18 protein-coding genes are annotated in these 22,378 nt (G+C 64.1%); 10 read left to right on the top strand and 8 right to left on the bottom strand.

The window, feature by feature from the left end; genetic code table 11:
• From DXT59_RS00475 to DXT59_RS00465, 3 genes are read right to left on the bottom strand one after another with little or no spacing between them, the layout of a single operon-like run.
• Positions 1–1,233, bottom strand: coding sequence for a glycosyltransferase family 9 protein (locus DXT59_RS00475; RefSeq protein ID WP_116134826.1), 1,233 nt, complete (start codon positions 1,231–1,233; stop codon positions 1–3).
• Complete coding sequence (locus tag DXT59_RS00470; RefSeq protein ID WP_116134823.1) at positions 1,230–1,865, bottom strand: D-glycero-alpha-D-manno-heptose-1,7-bisphosphate 7-phosphatase; 636 nt, start codon at positions 1,863–1,865, stop codon at positions 1,230–1,232. Before DXT59_RS00470 ends, DXT59_RS00475 begins: the two co-directional genes overlap by 4 nt.
• A 35-nt stretch (positions 1,866–1,900) precedes the next feature.
• Positions 1,901–3,211 carry a glycosyltransferase family 4 protein gene (locus tag DXT59_RS00465; protein WP_116134821.1) on the bottom strand — a complete coding sequence of 437 codons (1,311 nt, stop codon included), beginning with the start codon at positions 3,209–3,211 and terminating at the stop codon, positions 1,901–1,903.
• Between the two features lie 351 nt (positions 3,212–3,562).
• On the opposite strand from DXT59_RS00465, the gene DXT59_RS00460 reads away from it, so the two are divergent.
• On the top strand, positions 3,563–4,516 hold the full coding sequence (locus DXT59_RS00460; protein WP_116134819.1) for a glycosyltransferase family 2 protein: 954 nt from the start codon (positions 3,563–3,565) through the stop codon (positions 4,514–4,516).
• On the opposite strand, the gene DXT59_RS00455 is transcribed toward DXT59_RS00460, so the two are convergent.
• Entirely contained in the window at positions 4,458–5,216 is a 759-nt protein-coding gene (locus tag DXT59_RS00455) for a PIG-L family deacetylase (protein WP_162877881.1), read from the bottom strand. The genes DXT59_RS00460 and DXT59_RS00455 overlap by 59 nt on opposite strands.
• Before the next feature lie 77 nt (positions 5,217–5,293).
• Between DXT59_RS00455 and DXT59_RS00450 the strand changes: the two genes are divergently transcribed.
• The gene (locus tag DXT59_RS00450; RefSeq protein WP_116134815.1) at positions 5,294–5,755 is read left to right on the top strand and encodes an Lrp/AsnC family transcriptional regulator; all 462 of its coding nucleotides are present in this window, start codon (positions 5,294–5,296) and stop codon (positions 5,753–5,755) included.
• Between the two features lie 87 nt (positions 5,756–5,842).
• Here DXT59_RS00450 and DXT59_RS00445 read toward each other — a convergent pair whose 3' ends face one another.
• Complete coding sequence (locus tag DXT59_RS00445) at positions 5,843–6,802, bottom strand: chemotaxis protein CheV (RefSeq protein ID WP_116134813.1); 960 nt, start codon at positions 6,800–6,802, stop codon at positions 5,843–5,845.
• A gap of 257 nt (positions 6,803–7,059) precedes the next feature.
• Between DXT59_RS00445 and DXT59_RS00440 the strand changes: the two genes are divergently transcribed.
• The gene (locus DXT59_RS00440) at positions 7,060–8,271 is read left to right on the top strand and encodes a sensor domain-containing phosphodiesterase (protein WP_116134811.1); all 1,212 of its coding nucleotides are present in this window, start codon (positions 7,060–7,062) and stop codon (positions 8,269–8,271) included.
• 55 nt (positions 8,272–8,326) lie between these two features.
• On the opposite strand, the gene DXT59_RS00435 is transcribed toward DXT59_RS00440, so the two are convergent.
• Together DXT59_RS00435 and DXT59_RS00430 are read right to left on the bottom strand one after the other, a co-directional pair.
• Positions 8,327–12,766 carry a DEAD/DEAH box helicase gene (locus DXT59_RS00435; protein WP_116134809.1) on the bottom strand — a complete coding sequence of 1,480 codons (4,440 nt, stop codon included), beginning with the start codon at positions 12,764–12,766 and terminating at the stop codon, positions 8,327–8,329.
• A gap of 102 nt (positions 12,767–12,868) precedes the next feature.
• Positions 12,869–13,552, bottom strand: coding sequence for a BPSS1780 family membrane protein (locus DXT59_RS00430; protein ID WP_275895749.1), 684 nt, complete (start codon positions 13,550–13,552; stop codon positions 12,869–12,871).
• Between the two features lie 248 nt (positions 13,553–13,800).
• Between DXT59_RS00430 and ggt the strand changes: the two genes are divergently transcribed.
• The 4 genes from ggt (at position 13,801) to egtD (ending at position 18,844) form a co-directional block, all read left to right on the top strand.
• The gene (gene ggt / locus DXT59_RS00425; RefSeq protein ID WP_116134842.1) at positions 13,801–15,522 is read left to right on the top strand and encodes a gamma-glutamyltransferase; all 1,722 of its coding nucleotides are present in this window, start codon (positions 13,801–13,803) and stop codon (positions 15,520–15,522) included.
• Between the two features lie 62 nt (positions 15,523–15,584).
• Positions 15,585–16,532 carry a DUF72 domain-containing protein gene (locus DXT59_RS00420; protein ID WP_116134805.1) on the top strand — a complete coding sequence of 316 codons (948 nt, stop codon included), beginning with the start codon at positions 15,585–15,587 and terminating at the stop codon, positions 16,530–16,532.
• Positions 16,533–16,632: 100 nt separating this feature from the next.
• Positions 16,633–17,841 (top strand): ergothioneine biosynthesis protein EgtB, encoded by a 1,209-nt coding sequence (gene egtB, locus DXT59_RS00415; protein WP_116134803.1) that lies wholly within the window; start codon positions 16,633–16,635, stop codon positions 17,839–17,841.
• Positions 17,825–18,844 carry an L-histidine N(alpha)-methyltransferase gene (egtD, locus tag DXT59_RS00410; protein WP_116134800.1) on the top strand — a complete coding sequence of 340 codons (1,020 nt, stop codon included), beginning with the start codon at positions 17,825–17,827 and terminating at the stop codon, positions 18,842–18,844. Before egtB ends, egtD begins: the two co-directional genes overlap by 17 nt.
• Before the next feature lie 57 nt (positions 18,845–18,901).
• On the opposite strand, the gene DXT59_RS00405 is transcribed toward egtD, so the two are convergent.
• Positions 18,902–19,201 carry a hypothetical protein gene (locus DXT59_RS00405; RefSeq protein WP_116134798.1) on the bottom strand — a complete coding sequence of 100 codons (300 nt, stop codon included), beginning with the start codon at positions 19,199–19,201 and terminating at the stop codon, positions 18,902–18,904.
• A 360-nt stretch (positions 19,202–19,561) separates the two neighbouring features.
• Here DXT59_RS00405 and DXT59_RS00400 point away from each other — a divergent pair, with 360 nt between their 5' ends.
• The 3 genes from DXT59_RS00400 to DXT59_RS00385 all read left to right on the top strand — a co-directional run.
• The gene (locus DXT59_RS00400) at positions 19,562–19,798 is read left to right on the top strand and encodes a type II toxin-antitoxin system Phd/YefM family antitoxin (RefSeq protein ID WP_116134796.1); all 237 of its coding nucleotides are present in this window, start codon (positions 19,562–19,564) and stop codon (positions 19,796–19,798) included.
• A complete protein-coding gene (locus tag DXT59_RS00395; RefSeq protein WP_116134794.1) occupies positions 19,795–20,190 on the top strand; it encodes a type II toxin-antitoxin system VapC family toxin in 396 nt (131 codons plus the stop codon). The genes DXT59_RS00400 and DXT59_RS00395 overlap by 4 nt, the downstream gene beginning before the upstream one ends.
• A gap of 1,837 nt (positions 20,191–22,027) precedes the next feature.
• Positions 22,028–22,378: transposase (locus DXT59_RS00385; RefSeq protein ID WP_240324344.1), on the top strand; the 351-nt coding region annotated here is incomplete at its 3' end.

Below are 22,378 nucleotides of genomic sequence, written 5' to 3'. Positions count from 1 at the left end.
TCAGGAGGAAATGGGCGTGCTCGCCGGGACTGCGTCGAGATCGGCGATCGATGCCGACTCGGTCTGCGCCATGCGGCGCCCCGCCGAGTCTTCGTATTCGGCGGCCAATTCGAGGGCTGCCGCGGCGACCTCGGCCGCCGGGACGCCCATCAAGCAGCGGTGATGACCCTCGGGGCAGACGCCGCGATAGCACCAGCGGCACTCGACATCGCGAAACAAAACGCGCTGCGGTGTCTGCCAAGGCGTGTGTTGCGGGTTGGTCAAGGCGTACAGATCGACGACGGGCGTTCCCAGCGCCGACGCCAGATGGACAGGTCCGCTGTTGTTCGTCACGAGTACCGCCGTGCGCTCGATCAAGGCGGCGAATTCGCCCGTGTCCAGCAGACCTGACAGGTCGTGCATTCGCGCGCGCACTGCATGCCCGGCCGCTTCGATGACCTCGCGAACGAGCGCTGCTTCGGCGCCGCTTCCAGTCAGCAAGATCGGCCAAGGGCGGGCCTTTGCGAGCTGCGCCGCGACCTCGCCGAAGCGCTCGGGCGGATAGCGGCGCGATGCGGCGCTGGCGCCCGGGTGAATGACGAACCAGGGGCCTTGCGGGGCGACGCCGCGCGCGGCCAGTCGTGGCGCCAGCGCTTGGCGCGCCGATGCGCTCACCTGTAGGCGCATGCGCGTATCGGTGCTGACCGCGCCTACCTTGGCGACGAGCGCCAACTGGCGCTCGACCTCGTGGCGCACGCCGCCGTGCGGCTCGGTTTCGCAGACCCAATCGGTGAGCAGCCCATAGGGATTCTCGCGGCAATGGGCGAGCCGCCGGGGAATGCCGGCGAGATAGCAAAGCATGGCCGACGGCAGCGCGCTTTGGCTATAGACCGTAAAAATCACCGCGGCATCGAATTGCCCCGCGGCGAGCGTACGCTGCATATCGAGATCGACCGATGATGACGTATGCGAGGCGAGTCCGTGCCAAGGGGCGTCATAGGCGATGACCTCGTCGACGTCGCTCAAGTACGGCGCTGCTTCGGCGCCGACGCTCGACGTGAGCAACGTGATATGGCGCCCCGGCGCCGAGTTGCGCAGCGCATGAATCGCGGGTGTCGTCATGAGGATGTCGCCGAGACGATCGAGCCGCACGCAAAGGATGCGCTTGACCTCGGGCCCCCATTGGGAGACGAGCGTCTCTCGCTCATGCGCTTGGGATAGAAGCGGAGCGATCTTGAAAGGTAGCGCGCTCATGCAATGCTTTGCCTCGTGGTGTTCGTCGTTGCGGTTTTCATCGTGTCGAGCTTAGGTCCGCGTGCCGGTGCCTCCTGTTCGCGAACGATGGCAAGCGCCGCTTGCAATAGATTGGGCTCCCGCAACGTTGGTATGCGTGCCGGCCCCGGTTCCCATAGCGTCTCGTTCCCGTTGTCGATCAGGACGGTGCGGCAGCCCGCGCGCGTACCGGCCTCGATGTCGTCGAGGATGTCGCCGACGAACCAACTGGCCGATAGGTCGAGGCCGTGCTCGTTTGCGGCGCGCAGCAGCATGCCGGGTTGCGGCTTGCGGCACGAGCAGCGCACGGCATAACGCGCAACCGTGCCCGCGGGATGATGCGGGCACCAGTAGGCGCCCGCGAGCGGCACGCCGCAGGCGTCGAACATGCCGCGCAGGTGCGCTTCCATCGGGGCGAGCGCCTCGAATGGGAAGCGGCCCAGCGCCACTCCGCCTTGATTGCTGATCACCAACAGGCGGAAGCCGTGAGCGTGCAAGAGCGCGAGCGCTTCGCATGCCCCGGGGGCGAATCGCATCAGCGCGGGATCGACGTTATACGGAACGTCGTCGAGCAATGTCCCGTCCTTGTCGAACAGCACGGCGGCATTCGTCATGGCGTGCGCCCCGCGACGAATCGGTGCGCGCGCATTCAAGCGCGGCCTGCCGCGGCGCGCGCGCTGCCGGTCCCGTGCATGAGCGCCGTGCGCTCGCGCACGAGCGGGGGCGCCTCGGCAGGTGCGCGGGCGATGCCGCGATAGACGTCTTCCAGCATGTGCGCGACGCGTGTCCAGGTGAAGCTCGCGTGAACGCGCTCGAACCCGGCCTCGCCCATGCGTTCGCCGAGCGCCGGGTCGTGCGCGATGCGTGCCAATCGGTCGGCGAGTGCATCGGGATCGCGCGGCGGCACGAGGAATCCCGTCTTGCCGTCGACTACGCTATAGCGGATGCCACCGACGTCGGCGCCGATGACCGGGCGGGCGCAGGCCATCGCTTCGATCGGTGTGATGCCGAAAGGCTCATACCACGGCGTCGTGACGAACACATCGGCCGCGGCGTAGAACTCGCGTAGTTGTGCGCGCCCGCGCCGTCCCACGAAGGTCACATGGTCGGCTACGCCGCAGCCGGCCGCGATGCCGCGCAGCCGCGCGATCTCGGGCGTGGCGATTTCGTTCGGCAAGTCTGCATTGCCGCCGACGACATACAGATGCGCATCGATGTCCGTGCGCTCGCGCAGCGTGGCGAGTGCGCGCACGACGGTGTCGATGCCCTTGCGCGGGACGAGCCGCCCCAACTGCAAAACGGAGAAGCGCTGCGCGGGCCAGCCGAGCGCCGAGCGCGCCTGGGCGCGATCGAGGCGGCCGAACTCCGCGGTATCGAAGCCGCAAGGGACGATTTGCACACGAGAGGGGTCGGAGCCGTAGTGCTCGCGCAAATCGAGCGCGTCCTGGGGACACTCGGCGATGATGACGTCGGACTCGCGCACCAGTTCTTCTTCGATCGAAAAACGCGCGTCGGGAAAGCCATCGTCCGCGCCCTGGTGAATCCGGCGCACTTTTCCCAAGGCATGAAACGTCGTGACGAGCGGAATGCCAAGCGCCTTCTTCACTTTCAGCGCGGCGAAGCCGGACATGAAGAAGTTCGCATGGATGATGTCGTACGGCGTTTTCTCTTGGCGGCAGAACCCGATGAGAAAGTCCGCGAACTCGGGCATGAACGGCAATAGCTGTTCCTTCGGCATCTGCGTCGGCGGCCCGGCGGGAACATGAATCACGCGCACGCCGTCCATGTCGGAGACCGCCGGCAACAGCGCGCGATCTCGGCGCGTGAACACGTCGACTTGATGCCCGGCGCGGTGCAACTGCCGCGCGACGTGCGCGACATAAATATTCTGTCCGCCGCTGTCGACGCCGCCCGCCACGGCGAGAGGCGATGCGTGTTCACTGACGAGTGCGATTTTCATGAGTAGTCCTTGATATTGGAGGCCTGCCCGGCGAGCGCGCAATCGGCCGGCGTGCGGCGCGTTTGCGGAGCGTTCGAGTCCTGTCGAGCACACCGTGTGCCCATCGATTCCGGGGACCGGTCAAACGTGCAGAAGCGTTGCACCGGCGAGAAACGCTGCTGTGATCTTTACTTGTTCGAGGGCGGATGACGCCGGCGTTACAGAGTCGATGTAATTAAGCGGCACCGCGCGCTGGCCGAGGGGAGCCGTCGGCGCTTCAGCGGCGCTCCGCGGTGCGCTTTTTGCTGTCTCGTGACGCGACGCACGCGGCGCCCGGCAGGGTGCCGGCGCGCACGAGAGGGGCACATACGCATGGACACGTTAGAGAGTGCGGGCACGTTGACCACGCGCATATCGGTGGTGGTGCTCACCCATAACCGGATACAGGAGGTCTTGCGGACGGTCGAGCGGTTGCTCGCATTGCCCGAGCGTCCGACCGTCATCGTCGTGGACAACGGCTCGACTGACGGCACGGCGCAGAGGCTGACGCTGCGTTTTCCGCAAGTGCGCGTCATCGCATCCGCTTGCAACCTCGGTGCGGCCGGCCGCAATCTGGGGGTGGCCGCGGCGACGACCGACTACGTCGCGTTCAGCGACGACGATACGCATTGGTCGCCGGGCTCGCTGGCGCATGCGGTACGCGTGCTCGACGACGCTCCGCGCGTCGCGGTGCTGTCCGGGCGCGTGCTCGTGGGGGAGACGGGGGAACTCGATCCGACCTGCATCGAGATGCAAACGAGCCCTCTCGAGCGGGGACTGCTGCCGGGCCCGGCGCTCGTCGGCTATATGGCCGGCGCTTGCGTGTTTCGCGCGGGGGCGTTCCGCGTCGTGGGCGGCTATGAACCTCGCTTGTTCATCGGCGGTGAGGAATCGCTCGTCTCGCTCGATTTGCTCGATCGAGGCTATGCCATCGTGTACTGCGATGCGATCGCGGTGACGCACCACCCGTCCCCGGCGCGCGACGCGCGGTTGCGCCGCCGCATGCTCGCGCGCAATGCCGCGCTCGTCGCGTGGCTGCGTCTGCCGCTGTCCGAAGCGTACGCGGCTACTGCGCGGGCGTTGACCGTCTGCGCGAGGGAACGCTCGCTCGGGCGCGATCTTTGGGCGCTCGCGGCGGGGATCGTGTGGGCGATACGGCGCAGGCGCCTCGTGAGCGACGCGGTGCTGGCCATGCGCTCGCGCGTGCGCGATGCGCAGCGCGGGCGCGTCAACGCGACGAAGGCGCGGTCCGGAGCCGGTGCGGCGACGGTCGAGCCGGAACGATGAGGCGATAGCGCTCGGGCTCCACGAGATCGTAGGGGTGGGCGTCGGAGAGCGCCCGCAATTGGCTTCGATATGCATGAGCGGCGCGCCACTTCGCGTTCGCCGAGCCAGGCGCACGCAGGCTCGCATTCGCTTGCGCGTCAAGCGGCGCGAACGTGAAGCCTTGGCGTGCAAGCGCTTCGTAGCGCCGGCCCGTCACGCCGCGAATGGTACGGTACAGCGCGTCTTCGTAGACGATCGCGTCGCTAAGCCGTTGCGCAAGCACGAGTGCGCGGCACGCGTCGCCGACCAAGATATGATCCGAGTGATACAGCCCAAGGGGCACGACTAAGCGTGGCAATCCGGCTTCGCGCCATGCATGTGTCAACGCGCGCCCGAGCGTCTCGACGGTAGGCGTGGCTCCGTACTGGCTGTCGAGAAACGGCAGGCGCACGCCGCGGGCGCGCAAGACGGCAAGCGCGTGCTCGTCCTCGGCCACGCGCGCGCGTAGCGCGTCGCTCGAATCGCGGTGGCCTGCGCTGCGGTCCCACGGCGTGTACTGAGGCGGATCGGGCTCGCCGCAAAACACCGTGCAAACGATCGAACCGGGCCGGCTCGCGAGCAGCATGCCGCAACTGAACACGGCATCGTCGAGATGCGGCGAAACGACGAAGAGCGGGGCGGCCAGGCCGGGCGAGATCGAGGTCGATGAGCGGGTGTGCATGACGCCATGCGGCAGCAAAGACGATGCCCGCACATGCGCTACCATCGCAAATCCCTCAATCCCCAGGGCAGCGACGAATGACTCTCGACAAGACCGACCGCGCAATCTTGATGGCCGTCCAGGCGGACGGCCGTATCACAAACGCGAGCCTCGCCGAGGTGGTGGGCTTGACCGAAACGCCTTGCGCGCGGCGCCTGAAACGGCTCGAGGCGGACGGGTACGTCGACGGCTATCGCGCGGTGCTATCCAAGAGCGCGCTACAGATCGGCGTAACCGCGTTCGCGCTCGTGCGCTTCGGCGTGCACGACCGGCGTCTGGCCGACGAATTCGAGCGCGAGATTCAAGGGGTCACGCGTATAGTCGCCTGCCATAATGTTTCGGGCAGCGCCGACTATCTGCTGCACGTCGTGGCGCGCGATTTGGAGGATTACGGCGCGTTCGTGCGTGACGTCTTGCGCGCGTTGCCCGGCGTAACCTCGGTGGAATCGATATTGTCGCTGCGCGAGGTCAAACACGACGCCGGCCTGCCGCTGCTTTGAGCGGCAGGCCGGCGCCGTCCGATGGATCGGGATCCATAGTCGTCCGGAAAGCCGGCTTTACGGACGAAGCGGCGCCGAATGTCTCGCCTAAGCGGCGAGGGCTTGGCGAATCGCCTCGGCGAGATCGCCGGCGGCGAACTTCGCGACATAGCCGGTTGCACCCGCGTTCTTGACGTGGGCTTCGTTGGCCGTGCCGGTCAGCGAGGAGTGAATGATGACCGGAATGTCGCGCAGCCGCTCGTCCGCCTTGATTTGGCGCGTCAACATGAAACCGTCCATCTCGGGCATTTCGAGGTCGGTCAGCACGAGCGCGATCTTATCGCGGGCGCGCACGCCTTCGTTCTGGGCTTCGGCGGCGATCCGCGTCAGCGTATCCCAGGCTTCTTGTCCGGTTTTGGTGATGATGTATTCGGCGCCGAGCGCGCTTAAGCTCTGCTCGATGAGCTTGCGCGCGAAGCCCGAATCGTCGGCCGCCAGGATTTTGGCGCCGCCGCTCATCCGCACCGACGTTCCGACGTCCTCGGCCCCGACGCTCGGATGCTGCGCCGGGAAGACGTCGCGCAACACCTGCTCCACGTCGACGACTTGCGCGAGCCGCGAGTCGCCGGTATTGCCGTCGATCCGGGCAATGCTCGTGACCGAACTGCCCCCGGCCGACCCCTCCGCCGACAGCACTTGATTCCATTCGAGTCGCACGATGTCGTCCACTTCCTCGACCGCGAAGGCTTGCGTCGAGCGCGCGAACTCCGTGACGAGCAAGATGTTCAGCCCGCGCGACGGCCGGCAGCCCATCAGTTTCGGCAGGTCGATGACGGGAATGATCTGGCCGCGAATGTCCACGGCGCCGATCATGTGCTCCGAGGCCCCGGCGATCGGCGTGATCGTCGGCATCGTCATGATTTCGCGGACCTTGAACACGTTGATGCCGTATAGCTCGTGCGAGTCGTCGTTTCCGGGGGCGGCACCGAGCCGGAACAGCAATAGCTCGAATTTGTTCGAGCTCGTCAGGTTGGTGCGTTCGTCGATCGAGTGATGATCAGCGGCCATCGAAATTTTCCTCTTGGTTGCGCCTCTGCGGGACGGTTGCACCTAGGGGTATGGCGCCGCCGTCGCTGCTAGGGCTATATCGCTGATAACGGCGCGCCGCCGGGAAAATTGATACGCCGTTCGCGTTTCCCCCAAGAAAACTGTTAAGTTCACCAAAACATCTGACGTTATAAGACGCTGGGACTCGCCTGCGACCGACGAGTCCCACTGCATTCGCAAAGCCGGCTTTCGACCCCAACGACGCGACCCTCGGTTCCATGAACGATCCTCAAGCGCCCGGACTGCCACGAATAGAAAGCGCCTTCCAGCCCGTACTCTCGCTGGCTCACGGAGCGGCCGTCGGATACGAGGCCCTGCTGCGGGCCAGTCAAGGCGGGGCGTCTTGTTCGCCCGAGCATGCGTTTGCCGTTGCCCGGCAGGCCGGGCGCTACGGCGAATACGAACGGGCGTGCATCCGGCATCATCTGCGACGTTTTGTCCGGTTCGCCGATGACGAGAGCGTCCTGTTCCTGAACCTGCACCCGGACGTGCTCGTCGATCCGGTGCACGGCCCGGCGTTGGCCGACGATCTGCTCGAGAGCGGCGTCGCGCCGGGGCGGGTCGTTATCGAGGTGTTGGAGGCCAGACAAGAGTTGCCCTTTGCACTCGTCGATGCCGTCGATCGCTTGCGCGGCTATGGGTTCCTCATCGCGCTCGACGATTTCGGCGCGGGACTGACCAATCTCGGGCGTGTGTGGGATCTGCGTCCCGATGTCGTCAAGCTCGATCGCGAATTGATTTGTAAGGCGGTTTCCAGCTATCGGAATGCGCGAAGCTTGTTGCGCCTCGTCGATCTGCTGCACGACATCGGCACGTTTATCGTCGTCGAAGGGATCGAGACGGCGGACCAAGCTCGACTCAGCGCCGATTGCGATGCCGATTTCGTCCAAGGCTATTATTTTGGACGACCCGCGATCGAGATCGATGCGGCGGCGGCCGTCTCGCGCGTCGCCACGCCGGCCTTCGACGATCGGCTGACGCACGCGCGCAAGCTGCGGCGCGTCGGCGATCTCGACGAATTGACGCCGTACCGTCACGCGTTCGGTCAATTTCGCGATGCGTGGTGCTCCGGGATACCGGTGGAGCAGGCGGCGCGGCATTTTCTCGCGTGCGAATGGGCGCTGCGCGTGTTCGTCCTCGACGATACCGGCCGCCAAGTCGGCGAGAACATCGAATCGGACAGGCACGACGATTGGCGCCGGGCGACGTTTCCGATGCTCGCGCGCAGTAGCGGGGCGAATTGGTCGAAGCGCACCTATTTCCGCGACGCGCTCGTGCGCCCCGGCGAAACGATCGTCAGCGAGCCGTATATGTCGTCGAGTTCCAAGAACCTGTGCGTCACGTTGTCGGCTTACGTCAACGTGGGCGGACGCGGCTTCGTACTGGGCGCCGATATTTTGTTCGAGGCGTTGTACCGTACGTTGGCCTGACGGCCTTTCGGCCGGCCGCGTTTCGGTTTCGTCGCGTAGTCGAAGCGGTGGCGGGTTAGACGCGGCGCGTGAGCGCCCGCCGCGCCGCTTCCTTTTCCTCGCTATTCAGTTGCGCCGCGAATTCGAATTTCCCGGCGATCAAGGTTGCGACGCACACGCCGTCGCGAAACGCGAGCCGGTTGCCCGCTAGCGCGGGAACCTTCTCGCCGGGAAGCACCGTGCCGACGATATTGAGCGGATCGGCCGCGCACACGGAAACATATTGGCCGTCGTGCGCGCGCTTACGGACCTCGCGCAGCAGCGCGAGCGCTTCGGGCAACGCGAATTGCTCCCCGGACAGTCCCGCTACGAAGCGGCCGCCGCGGATCGTGCCGCGCGCCTCCATGCGGTGAAACACATGCAATAGTTCGCGCCAGCGTGGAAGCCATGCTGGTTCACGCTCTAACCATTGCCAGAACACGACGCCGTAGCGGCGCAGCAATGTCATCGCGACGTGTTCGATGACGTCGGGTTCGAGGCTCGGTGGGCTGATGTGCGATAGTGACGCTCCCGGCGCTCCCGGCCCGCCGTTACCGCTCGGCCCCTCGCCGGCATTCGGCCGCCGCAGCAATGCCCAGCGGCCCGCATCGTGCATCCCGCCGATGAACGCGCCGCGATGGACGCCGCGGCGCGCGGTGGAGCGCGCGCCACGGGTTCGCGCGACGGCGGGGGCGATGAGGGCGCGCAGCCCCGCGAAGCTATCGGCCGTGACGAGCCCCGCCGCGACGAGTTCGCCCAACGCGGCTTCGACCTCGAGCGGCAGTGCTCGTGCTTCGCCGACCAACTCATCGAAGAACATCGCGCCATGGCGCGATAGCGCATCGAACAGGACTTGCGCGCGCGAGGATAGCTCCGTGCCGCCCGTGCCCGGTTGAGCGGCACGCCGATCGGCGAGCGCGTGCCAGTACGTCAGCGAGCGGCGCGGTAACAAGACGATCGGCGTCGTGCGGACCGGCGCGCCGCCGCTGCGTCCCTGCGCGGCGAAGCGCGCCCAGACGAACTTGCCCGAGCGGCTGAGTTCGTCGAGCGTGAGACCGGTGTAATCGCGCACGCGCGCCGGCAGGATTTCCTCTTCCCAAGCCGACGCGGCCGCTTCAAAGCCTTCCAGTTGCTCCAACGTGGCCGCCAGTGCGTCGCGGCCCATGCCGCGCGCCGTCGGCGCGAGCCGTTGCCATTCGATCAGAAAGCGCACGAGATCCGCGCGTTCGACCGGTTCGATTTCACGGCGCAACCGTTTGATCGTGTATCGGTGAATGCGGGCGAGCAAGTGCCGTTCGCACCATTCGTCCTGCGTCGCGCCCGGGGTGAAGCGGCCACGCATCGCGTAGCCCTCGCTTTCGAGCTTCACGAGCGCCGCGGCCACGTTCGACGCCTTGAGCGCGAGGCCGCGGGCGATCGCGGGTACGGGTTCGGGGCCCAGGCCGGACAGCCGCGAGCGAAGAATTTCGACGAGCGCGTCCTCGTCGTCCCAGCTTTCGTCGAACCCCTTCGGCGCGGCGACGGGCGGCGCGTAGGTTGCATCGGGGTAGACCGCGCGCAGGCATGTCAGGCGCTCGAGGGGCAGCCACAACGCTTCGTCTTCGGCCACTTGCATGCGCGTCGCGCGACCCGCGCGCGCAAGCGCTTCGAGCCAGTCGAGCCAGCCCGCGTGCGCGCGCGCCTCGGTCTCGTTGACGCACGCCAGGCCGATGAGGGCTTCGTGCATTTCATCGGCGTTGCGCGCTTGCGGCCAAGCTTCGTCGCGTACGGCTGCGATCGCGGCGGCATCGAGCGCGCCCAAATCCGAGGCGTCCTGCGGATCGGTCCAACGGCGCGAGAGCACGGCTTGCGTGCGGCGCTCCTCGATCGGCGCATCGTCGAGGAAGGCATAGGGGCGCGCGTTGAGGATCTCCGCCGCGAGCGGCGAGGGTGCGGGCAACTCGCGCGACACGAGAGCGACCTGCCCGCCCTCGATGCGTTTGAGCAGGGCAAGCCATCCCTTGCAATCCATGGCCTCGTGCAGGCAATCGTCGACGGTTTGATCGACGAGCGGATGATGGGGCAGCTCGCGCTCGCCCACGACGTTCTCGAGGCAGGCGACCTGATCGGGGAAGACGGCCGCGAGCAAGTCTTCGCTTTTCATGCGCTGCAATTGCGGCGGCGTCTTGCGGCCGCCCGTGAAGCGCGGCAGCGCCAGCGAGGTTACCGCGTTCCAGCGCCAGCGGACATTGAATAGCGGCGCATCGAGCAGTGCTTGGATCAACACGTGCTCGGCGCTGTTCGAGTGCAAGAAGCGCCAGACGTCGTCGAGCACGAAGCTGTGCGCGCCCGTCAGCGAAAGCACGATGGCGTCTTCGGTGGCCGCCGCCTGCAACTCGAAGTTGAAGGTCCGGCAAAAGCGCTTTCGAAGCGCGAGACCCCAGGCGCGATTCAAGCGGCTGCCGAACGGGGAATGAATGACGAGCTGCGTGCCGCCCGATTCGTCGAAGAACCGTTCGACGACGAGCGTCGTTTGCGTGGGCAACACCGTTAGGGCCGCCTTCGCACGCGCCAGATAATCGACGATTTGGCGCGCCGCGCTCTCGTCGAGCGCGAGCTCCTTCATGAGCATCGCGACGACGCGCTCGTGCGACGCATCGGTTCGAGTGTCGGCCGCGCCGCCCTCGGGTGCCGACGCGGCGTTGGCGCCGCCGAGCCATTCGTCGACACGTCCCCTGAGTCGTGAGACCGCCGCCGACAGTTCGTCGCTTCGCCCCGGCGCCTCGCCGAGCCAAAACGGAATGTTCGGCGCTTGTCCCTGGGCATCCACGACGCGCACGCGGCCCGGCTCGATGCGCAGGATCTTGTACGATGCGTTGCCTAACTGGAAGATGTCGCCGGCCAGGCTTTCGACGGCGAAGTCCTCGTTGACCGTGCCGATGTTCAAGCCTTGCGGCTCGAGCAGCACGGCGTAGTCGGCGTTATCGGGGATCGTGCCGCCCGAGGTCACCGCCGTCATTTTGCCGCCGCGGCGCCCGCGCAACGTCGCGCTCACGATATCGCGATGGATATAGGCGCCGCGCGGGCCGTGGCGGCTCGTATAGCCTTCGGCCAGCATCCGCAGCACGGCGTCGTACCGCTCGCGCGGAAGATCGGCGTAAGGCGCCGCGCATCGGAATCGATCGAACAGCGCCTGTTCGCTCCACTCTTGGCAAGCCACCTCGGCGACGATCTGTTGCGCGAGCACGTCGAGCGGTGCATGCGGCACGGCCAGCGTATCGAGTTCTCCGCGCCGGACGCAATCGATCAGGGCGGCGCATTCGATCAGATCGTCGCGCGAGGTCGGGAAAAGCCGCCCCTTGGGCATGCCGCCCACTTGGTGGCCCGAGCGTCCCACGCGCTGCAAGAACGATGCGATCGCGCGCGGCGAGCCGAGTTGGCAGACGAGATCGACGTCGCCGATATCGATCCCCAGTTCGAGCGATGCGGTGGCGATCAGCACGCGCAGCGTGCCCGCTTTCAAGCGCTGTTCCGCGTCGAGCCGATGCTCCTTGGCCATACTGCCGTGGTGCGCCGCGACGGCATTTTTGCCGAGGCGATCCGTCAAATGGCGAGCGGCGCGCTCGGCCATGCGGCGCGTGTTGACGAACACGAGGGTCGTCGCGTGCGCGCAAGCCAGCTCGGCGAGCCGGTCGTAGACGCGCTCCCACACCTCGTTCGCCATCACGGCTTCGAGCGGCACGGGCGGCATTTCGAGCGCAAGGTCGCGTTCGCGTTGATGACCCACGTCGACGATCGCGCAGCGCGCGCCTTCATGCGTGCCGACCAGAAAGCGCGCGACGGCTTCGATCGGTTTTTGCGTCGCCGACAAGCCGATGCGAGGCAAGCGCCGGTTGCAGAGCGAATCGAGCCGCTCGAGCGAAAGCGCCAAGTGCGCGCCGCGTTTGCTGCCCACCATCGCGTGAATTTCATCGACGATGACCGTGCGCGTCGTCGCGAGCATGCGCCGTCCCGAATCGGAGGAGAGCAGGACGTACAGCGATTCGGGCGTTGTCACGAGGATATGAGCCGGACGCCGCTTGAGCGCGCTGCGCTCCGTTGTGGTCGTGTCACCGGTGCGCACGGCCGTGCGTATCGCAACGCGCGGCAGCCCCATGCGGGTCAGTTCCTCGCCGATTCCCGCAAGCGGCCGCTCCAAGTTGGCGTGAATATCGTTCGAGAGCGCCTTGAGCGGCGAAACGTAGACTACGAGCGTTTCGTCGGGCAGCGTGCCTTCGTGCGCAAGGCCGTCGCGCACGAGTTCGTCCAAAGCCCAGAGGAAGGCCGTCAGCGTTTTGCCCGAACCGGTCGGCGCGGCCACGAGCGTCGATTCGCCGCCGCGAATATGCGGCCATGCGCGTAGCTGCGCGTCGGTCGGGGCCGTGAAAGCCGATTCGAACCATGCGGCGACGGCCGGATGGAACGAGGCGAGCGGGCCGGCGCTGGAAGGGGCGTTCATTTGTTCGATGTATGGGCGAGACATCGACTTCTCAAGGACACCTGATGGCTTCAGATGATACCGGTGTGCGCCGCGGCCGTGCGCCCGCGCCGCAATGACCGCTTACATATCGGGCGGGAACATATCGACGCTGGCGGCGCAGGTCGACAAATAGACGAGCGGTGCGACGACGAGCAGCGCCACGCCGAGCGTCAATATGCAGGCGAGCATCAGTCCCGCTGCAATGAGGCCGTAGACCAGCGCGGCCGGCCCATTGCGCCAGGTCGCCGCGAAGCTCCCGCGCAGGGCGTCGAGCGGCGTAGCGCCATTGAGCACGATGAGGGCGGGCGCGAGCCAGAGCGCCATCGTGCCGATCAAGGCGGCCGTCAAATAGATGGCGCCCGCCACCAGCGCGATGAGCGAACTGCTGTTGCCGGCGCCGCCGAACGCGATCAGGCGCAGGGCGCTTGCGGCCCGATCGCCGGTTAGATCGCAGACGATTGCGATCAGCAGCCCAAAAACGGCGGCCGTGAACAGCGGTTGGAAGTGGGCACGAATCCCGCGCACGACTTCGGCCAATCCCAAGCTGCCCGTTGCGCGGAATCGGTCGGCGGCGTACATCATGCCTCCGGTCCACAGAACCGTGAAGACGGCAGTCAGATCGCCCGCATAGGGCACTTCGTAAAGTACGGCGGTAACGAGCAGATCGATGAGCCCGAGCATGATCCACGTGGCCGGGCGCTGTTGAAACACTGCCCATCCTTGCGCGAACCAACGTGAACCTTGACCAGCCGCGACTGCGCGCATATGCATCTAGGGACGCTCCAGGTGAAAGGAATTCGAAGGGTTTCAATCCAGTGCGCAATTATCGCCCGGTTGCATGAACGGGGCCGCGAGACGGCGGATGGAGAACAACTGCTTTCTCGCACCCGGCGCGGTACGGATCCTACGCGCATGCCGAATGCCGGAAACCCGATGCGCATGCTATAAGCGCGAGAGGGGCAAACGCTGATCGACGTGACTATGGAGAAATTGGAGAAATCCCGATGAACACCATGATTCGAATCGGAGTGCCGGCCCGCATCGGCGGATTGCTCTCGCTGGCCTTTGCCGCCCTCGGTTTTGCCCCCGGTACATCCGCGTGGGCGAAGACGAGCGTGCAACCACCGGTGTTGACGGCGTCCGCCATGGCGGTTGCCGACTCGTTCAGCGCCGACGCCGCCGAGCGTATTTTGCGAGAGGGCGGCAATGCGGTGGATGCCGCCGTCGCCGTCGCGTTCACTTTGGCGGTGACCTACCCCGAGGCGGGCAACATCGGCGGCGGCGGCTTCATGACGCTCTACGTGAACGGCAAGCCGTATTTCATGGACTATCGCGAGCGAGCACCGCTGGCCGCGACCAAAACCATGTACCTCGACCAAAACGGCAATGTGATCAAGGGCATGAGTTTGTTCGGGATGCGCGCGGTCGGCGTGCCGGGCACCGTCGAGGGGATGTGGGAGGTACAAAAGCGTTTCGGCAAGCTGAAATGGAAACAGGTGCTTGCGCCGGCCATCCGCTATGCGCGCGACGGTTTCGAGGTCAGCGACCAATTGCAGCAGCGGCGCGACGATGCCGCCAAGGACTTCGGCGACAAGACGAACTTCGGTCAATACTTTGGCGGCCTGCAGGCCGGGACGACGTTCAAGCAGCCCGACCTGGCGATGGCCCTCACGCGTATCGCCGACCAAGGCGCCAAGGGCTTCTACGAGGGCAGGACTGCCGAAGCGATCGCGACGGCGATGAAGGCGCGCGGAGGGCTCATTACAAAAGAGGATCTGCGCGAATACAAGGCCGTATGGCGGCAGCCGGTCGAGGCCGATTGGAACGGTTTTCGCGTAATCACGGCGCCCCCGCCTAGCTCGGGCGGCATCGGCCTCGTTCAACTGCTGAAGATGAAAGCCGATTCGAAGCCTGCGTTTGCCGGCGTGACGCTGAATTCGCCGCAGTATATCCACCTCGTCGCCGAAATCGAGAAGCGCGTCTTCGCCGACCGTGCGCAATATCTTGGCGATCCGGATTTCTATCGCGTGCCGGTGGCGCAACTCATCGACGATACCTATCTCGCGAAGCGCGCCGCCGAGGTCGATCGGGAAAAGCCGAGCGATACCAAGGCGGTGCAGCCCGGATTGGGTACATCGATGCCCGAGAAGGCCGAAACGACGCATTTTTCGATCATCGACAAATGGGGTAATGCGGTTTCCAATACCTACACGGTGAACGGATATTTCGGTTCCGGGGAAGTGGTGGACGGCACGGGCATCTTATTGAACGACGAGATGGACGACTTTTCGGCGAAACCGGGCGTGGCGAATATGTTCGGCGTGGTGGGCAGCGACGCGAACGCGATCGAACCGAAAAAGCGGCCGCTGTCGTCGATGACGCCTACGATCCTGACGAAGGACGGCAAGGTGGCGATGGTCATCGGTACGCCGGGCGGCTCGCGCATCTTTACGTCGATCTTCCAGGTCATGACCGACGTCTACGATTTCGGCATGCCCTTGCCGGAGGCCGTCGCCGCCATGCGCTTTCATCATCAGTTGCTGCCGCCGAACACGATCTTCTGGGAGCCTTACAAGCCGATCGAGGGCGAACTCGCGCAAGCGCTCGAGGCGAAAGGCTATGTGCTCAAGGGACAAGATTTCAACGGCGATATTCAGGCGATCGAGGTCAATGGGAATAAGCCGGAGGCGGCGGCCGATCCGCGCGGCCGCGGCGTAACGCGAATCGTCCCTTAATCGCTGGGAATGGCCGGGAATGCGCCTTGCTGACATGCCCGAAATGCAAACGGTACGGCGCAATGACCATTCTCATCGGCATATCGGGCTGGCGCTACGCGGGTTGGCGCGGCGTTTTCTATCCCAAGGGCTTGTCGCAGGCGCGCGAACTCGCCTACGCCTCGCGAGCCGTCGATACGATCGAAATCAACGGCTCGCATTACTCGCTGCAAACGATCGGGAGCTACCGGTCCTGGTATGAGGCGACGCCCGAGCACTTCGTCTTTAGCGTGAAGGGCCCGCGCTATTTGACGCATATGCTGCGCTTTCGCGACGAGAGCGCGCGTCCGGCCATCGCCAATTTTTTCGCCTCCGGCGTCTTGGCGCTCGAGGAAAAGCTGGGCCCGTTCCTCTGGCAGTTCCCGCCAAACTTTCATTTCGACGCGACTCGCCTTGAACGATTTCTCGCATTGCTGCCTAAAACGATTGAGGAGGCGATTGCATTGGCGCGCGAACATGACACGCGTGTGAAAACGCCGTGGTTCGAGACGGAGCGCCGCGGCAAACTGCGTCACGCCGTGGAAGTGAGGCACCCGAGCTTTTGCGTCGCCGAGTTTCCCGAGATCTTGCGGCGCCACGATGCCTCGCTCGTCGTTTCCGATTCGGTTGCGGGCTGGCCGTATTTCGAGGACATCACGGCGCAATTCGTCTACATGCGGCTGCACGGAACCGAAACCCTATACAGCGGGGCTTATGCGGACCCCGCGCTCGATCGGTGGGCCGAACGCATTCGCGCCTGGGCGGCGGGCGGAGAGCCGGGCGACGCGAAGCACGTCGCCTCGAAGCCGGCCCGGCGCGCGGCGCGCGACGTTTTTTGCTACTTCGACAACGATCAAAAAGTGGAGGCGCCCTTCGATGCGGCTCGACTCAAAGAACGGTTGAGCGGCGATCCCGCACCTGTGCGCTTGCCGGCGACCAAGGCGCGGCGCGGAATGTCCCGCGGCGCTGCAGCGGCGCCGAAAACCTCTTAAAGTAATGCGCTCACAGGCGCTAATCGCAACAAGTCAACGAAGCGCAATCGACTAACGTCTGGTTTTTGCCGGCCTATTTTCACCGACAGGAGCGAGCCCGATGCAGATCGTCGTACCTGAATTGCAACACGCCTACGACGAGGTCCGGCGGCATAGCGTGGCGCTGGCCGAGCCGCTGTCGGCCGAGGATCAAAACGTCCAGTCGATGCCGGACTCAAGCCCGACGAAATGGCATCTGGCCCACACCACCTGGTTTTTCGAAACGGTCGTACTGGCGCCTCATCTCTCGGAGTATCGGCCGTTCGACGAGCGCTTCGCCTACCTTTTCAATTCGTACTACGAAGCATTGGGGCCGCGCCACGCCCGGCCGCAGCGCGGATTGCTGACGCGTCCCTCGCTGGACGAGGTGCATGCGTATCGCCGGTACGTCGACGAAGCGATGTCTCGATTGACGAGTACGCTGCGCGAGGACCGGTTGGCCGTCGTCGCGCCGCTCATTACGCTCGGCTTACATCATGAGCAGCAGCACCAGGAGTTGATCGTGACGGATATCGTCCATGCGCTTTCCTGCAACCCGTTGATGCCGGCTTACCGGCCCGATCCGGCCGAACACGTGCAGGCAACCCAGCGTGCGCAGCCGCTCGAATGGCTGCGCCAAGCGGGCGGCGTGGTGAGCATCGGTCACGACGGCCACGGCTTCGCGTTCGACAACGAAGGCCCCAGGCACGAGTACCTTTTGCACCCCTATGAGATCGCGCATCGGCTCGTGACGTGCGGCGAATACGCGGCATTCATCGCGGATGGGGGGTATGCGCGCCCCGAACTGTGGCTGTCGGACGGATGGGCGGCGGTGCAGCGCGAGGGGTGGAGCGCGCCGATCTATTGGTCCCGGCCAAGCAGCGATGACGGGAACTGGCATGTGTTCGGTGTGTCGGGATTACAGGCGCTCGATCCCGATGCGCCGGTTTCGAATCTGAGCTTTTACGAAGCGGCCGCCTACGCGGAGTGGGCGGGCGCGCGGCTGCCGACCGAATACGAGTGGGAGGCGGCCTTCGATGCGCCGGGAATCGAACAGATGACCGGCCACGTCTGGCAATGGACGCGTTCGTCGTACGACCCCTACCCGGGTTTTCGTCCCTTGGCCGGCGTAGCGGCCGAATACAACGGCAAGTTCATGGTGGGGCAGCAAGTGCTGCGCGGCGGTAGTTTCGCGACGCCGCCGGGGCATACGCGCCGTACGTATCGAAACTTTTTCCCGCCGGCGGCCCGCTGGCAATTTACGGGAGTACGCCTTGTACGAGACAACTGAAGCATCGGCGCTCACGGGCGCGCCCCTTCGACATCGGCGCGCCGATCTCGAAGAGAACGCGTTTTGCCGCGACTTGCTGGCGGGATTGTCGAAGAGCCCGCGCAGCATCGCGCCGAAATACTTCTACGATGCCGAAGGCTCCGCGCTCTTCGATCGCATTTGCCAGTTGCCCGAGTACTATCCGACGCGCACGGAGCGCCGTATTCTCGAGCGCCATGGGCGGGAAATGACAAGCGTGATCGGGCAGCAAGCCGACATCATCGAGTTCGGAGCGGGCTCGCTCGAAAAGATTCGGATCTTGCTGCGCTCGTTCGATGCTCGCGCGTTGCCGCGCCGGTATTTTCCGATCGATATTTCGGGCGAACATTTGGAGGAAGCCTCACGGCGCTTGCATGCCGATTGTCCGTGGCTCGAAGTACGGCCGGTCGCGGCCGATTACATGAAAGAGGCGGAGCTATCGGCACTCGATGCGTCGACGGGGCGCCGTGTGGGCTTTTTTCCCGGTTCGACGATCGGCAACTTCGATGCGGACGAAGCACATGCCTTCTTGCGTTTGGCTGCGCGCCTGCTCGAAGGCGGCGGGCTGCTCGTCGGCGTCGATCTGGTCAAGGATCCTCAGACCTTGCATCGCGCGTATAACGATGAGCAAGGGGTGACGGCGGCGTTCAATTTAAATCTGTTGCGGCGGGCGAATACCGAGTTGGGCGCCGATTTCGATTTGCGGCAATTCGTGCATTACGCGTTCTACGATCCACGGCGGTCGCGGATCGAGATGCATCTGTTAAGCCGGTGCGCGCAAACCGTTCACGTGGCGGGACGCGATTTCAGCTTCGCGGAGGGCGAGAGCCTTCACACGGAGAATTCCCACAAATTCACGATCGAAGGTTTTCGGAAATTGGCCGCGTCGGCGGGCTTCCGGCCGGGGGCGGTTTGGACCGACGAGGCCCGCTTGTTCAGCGTGCATTGGCTCGAAAGCCCGGTAGGCGGGACGCGGGCGTCATAGCGACACCCGCGTCGGTTGGGGTGTTGGTTGGGTGTTGGTTAGGCGCTGGTCGGGACGTTAGTCGCGCCCCCAACCCCAGCCGCGGTCATGGCGCTCGCGCCACTCGTGTTCGCGCCATTCATGCTCGCGCCACTCGCGACGGCGCCATTCGCGTTCGCGCCAACCGTCGTCGCCGCCCCAATAGCCGACCGCGACGGGCGGCTGGGCGTAATACACCGGTTGGGGCGGGGCGACATAGACAGGCGCCGCCGGAATGCCGATCCCCACCGCGAGATCGACATGGGCCGAGGCTGCCTTGGACACGGCGAGCGCCGCAATGCCCACACCGAGTACCGCTGCGACGAGCTTCTTGTTCATTTGGTCTACTCCTTGCGCGTTGCCTGCGCTCGTTTCTGTGGAAGACGAGCCCAGTGTAGGGGCGTGACCGCGATACATGTGAAAGCGCGATGCGAGATTGGTAACGCTCGATTACGGGTTTCGATCGTGCAAAGAAAATAGGGTACGAGCGGCGCGTCCATTGCGAGGGGGGGCCGCGCGGCGGGCCTCGGCACAGGTACAGCAGCCATAGCAAACGATGCACGTCCGCGAGCCGCCTGGTGGCGAATCACGTATTACCGTATATCGAGTGGTGACAGCCGTACGCCCGGCGAAAAATGACTTGCATGGATAGTCACGCGTGATATGCTACTGACTAGTGCATATGACTAGTGGTGAGACATGGACGGCAATCAAGTTTCGAAATCCGAGTTCAAAGCGAAAGCGCTCGAATTTTTCCGGCAAGTTGAAGCGTCTGGTGAGAGCGTTATCGTGACGGATCACGGCAAGCCAGCGCTGGAAGTGCGGCCTTATCGCAGCATCGATCGGAACCCGCTCGAGGTGCTGCGGGGTTCAGTGGTCCGGTACGAAAATCCGACCGATCCGGTTGCCGAAGGCGACTGGGAGGCCGCGCAGTGATCGTTCTTGATACACACGCGCTGGTATGGTGGGTGACGGGAGACTCAACCCTGAGCAAGAAGGCGAAGGCGGCCATTGAACGCGAGATTGACGGAGGAGACATTCTGGTTTCGTCCATCTCGGCATGGGAGATCGCGATGCTGGTCGACCGTGAAAAGCTCGTCCTGTCGATGGACGTTGCAAGCTGGCTTGCCGCTGTGGCCGAGATCGAGGCTGTGCGCTTCATTCCTGTCGATGCGGAAATCGCTGTCAAATCGGTAGAACTCCCTGGCGACTTTCATAAGGACCCTGCCGATAGGATGATCGTGGCGACTGCGCGTAAGTTTGCGGTTTCGCTCGTGACCAAGGACGAGAAAATCCGGGATTACGCGCACGTGAGAACCATTTGGTGACGCAGGTGAACAATCAAGATGACAGAACACGCTAAAGAGGCCCCGCCTGTGTTGGTAGTGCGAATCTCAAGGCTTGCCATTACCCTGCCGGATCGGACGGCTTCCGGTCGTTCGCTCAGGTTGAAATCGAGTTTGTTCGCCATAGCGGTATTGCAGATCGGGGCGATTCCGTCCGAGTAAGCGTCGATTTTAATGTCGATGGGTTGACCGCCGACCAGATCAAGGATTTCGCGATCCCCCGAGCGACTGCGGGCCCTACGCGATTCATGCGGCTACTGAAATCGACTACAACGTCGTGCTCGGTACGGCGAAGCGGTTCGGCTGGAATAGCAAAGACGGGATGACCGCCGTTGCCGGGTGGTGCGCCTTACGCGATCTAGGCGTAGCTGCATCCAGCATGCGTAGTCCCGAGCCACGAACAACCGTGGCCACGTTCGTCTCGGGAACCGACCGAACACGGACATACATCGTCGACGTGAAGGAACGCTGGTTCGCAGTACGGGCCGGGATCGTTATAGACAAAAGCCAACACGCACTCGCGGACGAAAGTTCCCAACTACATCGAACTGTCTTCGTGACGGCACGGAAAACGCCGGCGAGATCTGTCATAAGGAAAAGTGAGCATGCAAACGAACAGCGAGGGGGCTAACGCCACGGAGCCGATGGAACTCAAAGTCGGTTGCACCGTGCGCATGATCGGTAAGCGTCAGAAGATGATCGTCAAGGGAGGCAAGCGGTTGCGTCACACGGAACACGTTTTTCTGCCGGGCATGCCGACATGGAGCAAAAGGTCGTCTGCGAGTGGCGTACCCGCACCAGAAGGCCGAGGAGCGCGGATTTTGTGGTTGGCGCGCCAGAAGTCGTTCCCCCGGCGACCGATAATGAATGACTCAACGGAAACAGCGACACGTGACACATACAAAAGATGACATCGTGGGTCTGGCCTCGGGGATTCTGACGCTGGCTCTCTCATCTCCTCGCGCGTCGAATGGGCAATGGGATAAGCCGTACGTCGCGATAGCGGTTCCAACCATCGCTCTCTTTATTTGGGCGATGTTTCGAGGCGAGTAAGACCAAGGAACCGAAAATACCCGTGTTGGCGCAACGCGAAGTGGTCTATGCGAAGGCCAAGGCGCGCAATCCGCACCGCTGGTCCCGTACGCCTCGCAATTCGCAATTGACGGACGAAGTCTGGCTCAATCCGGAGCGTATACCCCGAGCCGAATTAAAGCAGTGCCGTGAAGCGACGCGACAACTACGTTGACAAATACCGGCTCGACCGTCAGCTTACATGCGGCCACCACAAAAGAGTTCAGCCGTCCTGCTGAACGAGGAACGGGCAGCATTAATCGCGGCATCGGGCCTGTCGGAAATTCAAAAATAGCGGCTTGCAGCCGTTGCCGTGTGCCCCGAGCAACTGGCGCAGCCTGAATTGGTGTATACCTACATAGAGCATCTGGTGTCGTTGGGCATCGTCTCCTACACGAATGAGCCTTGGACCGGTGAGTTCCAAGGCGCGAAGGGAGCCGGTTTTGACTTTTGGTTCATCGAGCTCAACGGCTTGGGGACGTTGTTCCATCGAGCCTGTTTGTCGGACAACTAAGAAAACTATGAATACGCGTGAACATCGAACTGGAAGCGGTCCAGAAAGTGAAGCTAGACGAAATTGAGAACCGGGGCTAATCTTTTCCTGCGAGCGTATCGAGTCGATGACCGACGCAGGAATGGCGTTTCCCGGAGGTCGTCTGGATTCGGACTACGGAAACGCATGTCGCATAACGCTTGCGGTCATCCGCTGATCTCGAGACGAATAGGAAGGAAACAGTGTCAAGAAGAAATGTTCAAGGTACCGCACCAGGTGTACACGGCGGAGTTCAAGGAAGCCGCCGTGCAACGAGTCAAGGACGGGCAAGGCATAAGCGCCGTGGCTCGCGAGCTAGGCATGTCGATGCAGACTTTGCGCAACTGGCTCAAGGCTTCCGAGGCGGGCAAGCTGAACGGCCCCGGAGCGAAGGTCGTCACGGCAGAACAGATGGAACTCTCGCGCCTGCGAGCGGAGAACAAGCGCTTGCAGATGGAGCTGGAAATAGCAAAAAAAGCGGCGGTAGGTTCAATGGATCGTTGCAACACCTTCCTATTAATATCAAATGAGGGAGGGTTGACGAATGGCACAGATGGGAAGGCCGGG

It is taken from the genome of Trinickia diaoshuihuensis, assembly GCF_003390925.1.
GTDB classification, from domain to species: domain Bacteria; phylum Pseudomonadota; class Gammaproteobacteria; order Burkholderiales; family Burkholderiaceae; genus Trinickia; species Trinickia diaoshuihuensis.
The sequence above is the reverse complement of the archived record's forward strand: the minus strand, read 5'-3'. Positions and strand labels throughout refer to the sequence as shown.

Excerpts from the sequence above, each read along its gene's own strand:
- DXT59_RS00405 (WP_116134798.1), bottom strand. The coding sequence starts at position 19,201 with ATGAACAAGAAGCTCGTCGCAGCGGTACTCGGTGTGGGCATTGCGGCG.
- DXT59_RS00420 (WP_116134805.1), top strand. The coding sequence starts at position 15,585 with ATGACCATTCTCATCGGCATATCGGGCTGGCGCTACGCGGGTTGGCGC.
- DXT59_RS00450 (WP_116134815.1), top strand. The coding sequence starts at position 5,294 with ATGACTCTCGACAAGACCGACCGCGCAATCTTGATGGCCGTCCAGGCG.
- DXT59_RS00400 (WP_116134796.1), top strand. The coding sequence starts at position 19,562 with ATGGACGGCAATCAAGTTTCGAAATCCGAGTTCAAAGCGAAAGCGCTC.
- DXT59_RS00470 (WP_116134823.1), bottom strand. The coding sequence starts at position 1,865 with ATGACGAATGCCGCCGTGCTGTTCGACAAGGACGGGACATTGCTCGAC.
- ggt (WP_116134842.1), top strand. The coding sequence starts at position 13,801 with ATGATTCGAATCGGAGTGCCGGCCCGCATCGGCGGATTGCTCTCGCTG.
- DXT59_RS00435 (WP_116134809.1), bottom strand. The coding sequence starts at position 12,766 with ATGAACGCCCCTTCCAGCGCCGGCCCGCTCGCCTCGTTCCATCCGGCC.
- egtB (WP_116134803.1), top strand. The coding sequence starts at position 16,633 with ATGCAGATCGTCGTACCTGAATTGCAACACGCCTACGACGAGGTCCGG.
- DXT59_RS00465 (WP_116134821.1), bottom strand. The coding sequence starts at position 3,211 with ATGAAAATCGCACTCGTCAGTGAACACGCATCGCCTCTCGCCGTGGCG.
- DXT59_RS00445 (WP_116134813.1), bottom strand. The coding sequence starts at position 6,802 with ATGGCCGCTGATCATCACTCGATCGACGAACGCACCAACCTGACGAGC.
- DXT59_RS00440 (WP_116134811.1), top strand. The coding sequence starts at position 7,060 with ATGAACGATCCTCAAGCGCCCGGACTGCCACGAATAGAAAGCGCCTTC.
- DXT59_RS00475 (WP_116134826.1), bottom strand. The coding sequence starts at position 1,233 with ATGAGCGCGCTACCTTTCAAGATCGCTCCGCTTCTATCCCAAGCGCAT.
- DXT59_RS00460 (WP_116134819.1), top strand. The coding sequence starts at position 3,563 with ATGGACACGTTAGAGAGTGCGGGCACGTTGACCACGCGCATATCGGTG.
- DXT59_RS00455 (WP_162877881.1), bottom strand. The coding sequence starts at position 5,216 with ATGCACACCCGCTCATCGACCTCGATCTCGCCCGGCCTGGCCGCCCCG.
- DXT59_RS00430 (WP_275895749.1), bottom strand. The coding sequence starts at position 13,552 with ATGCGCGCAGTCGCGGCTGGTCAAGGTTCACGTTGGTTCGCGCAAGGA.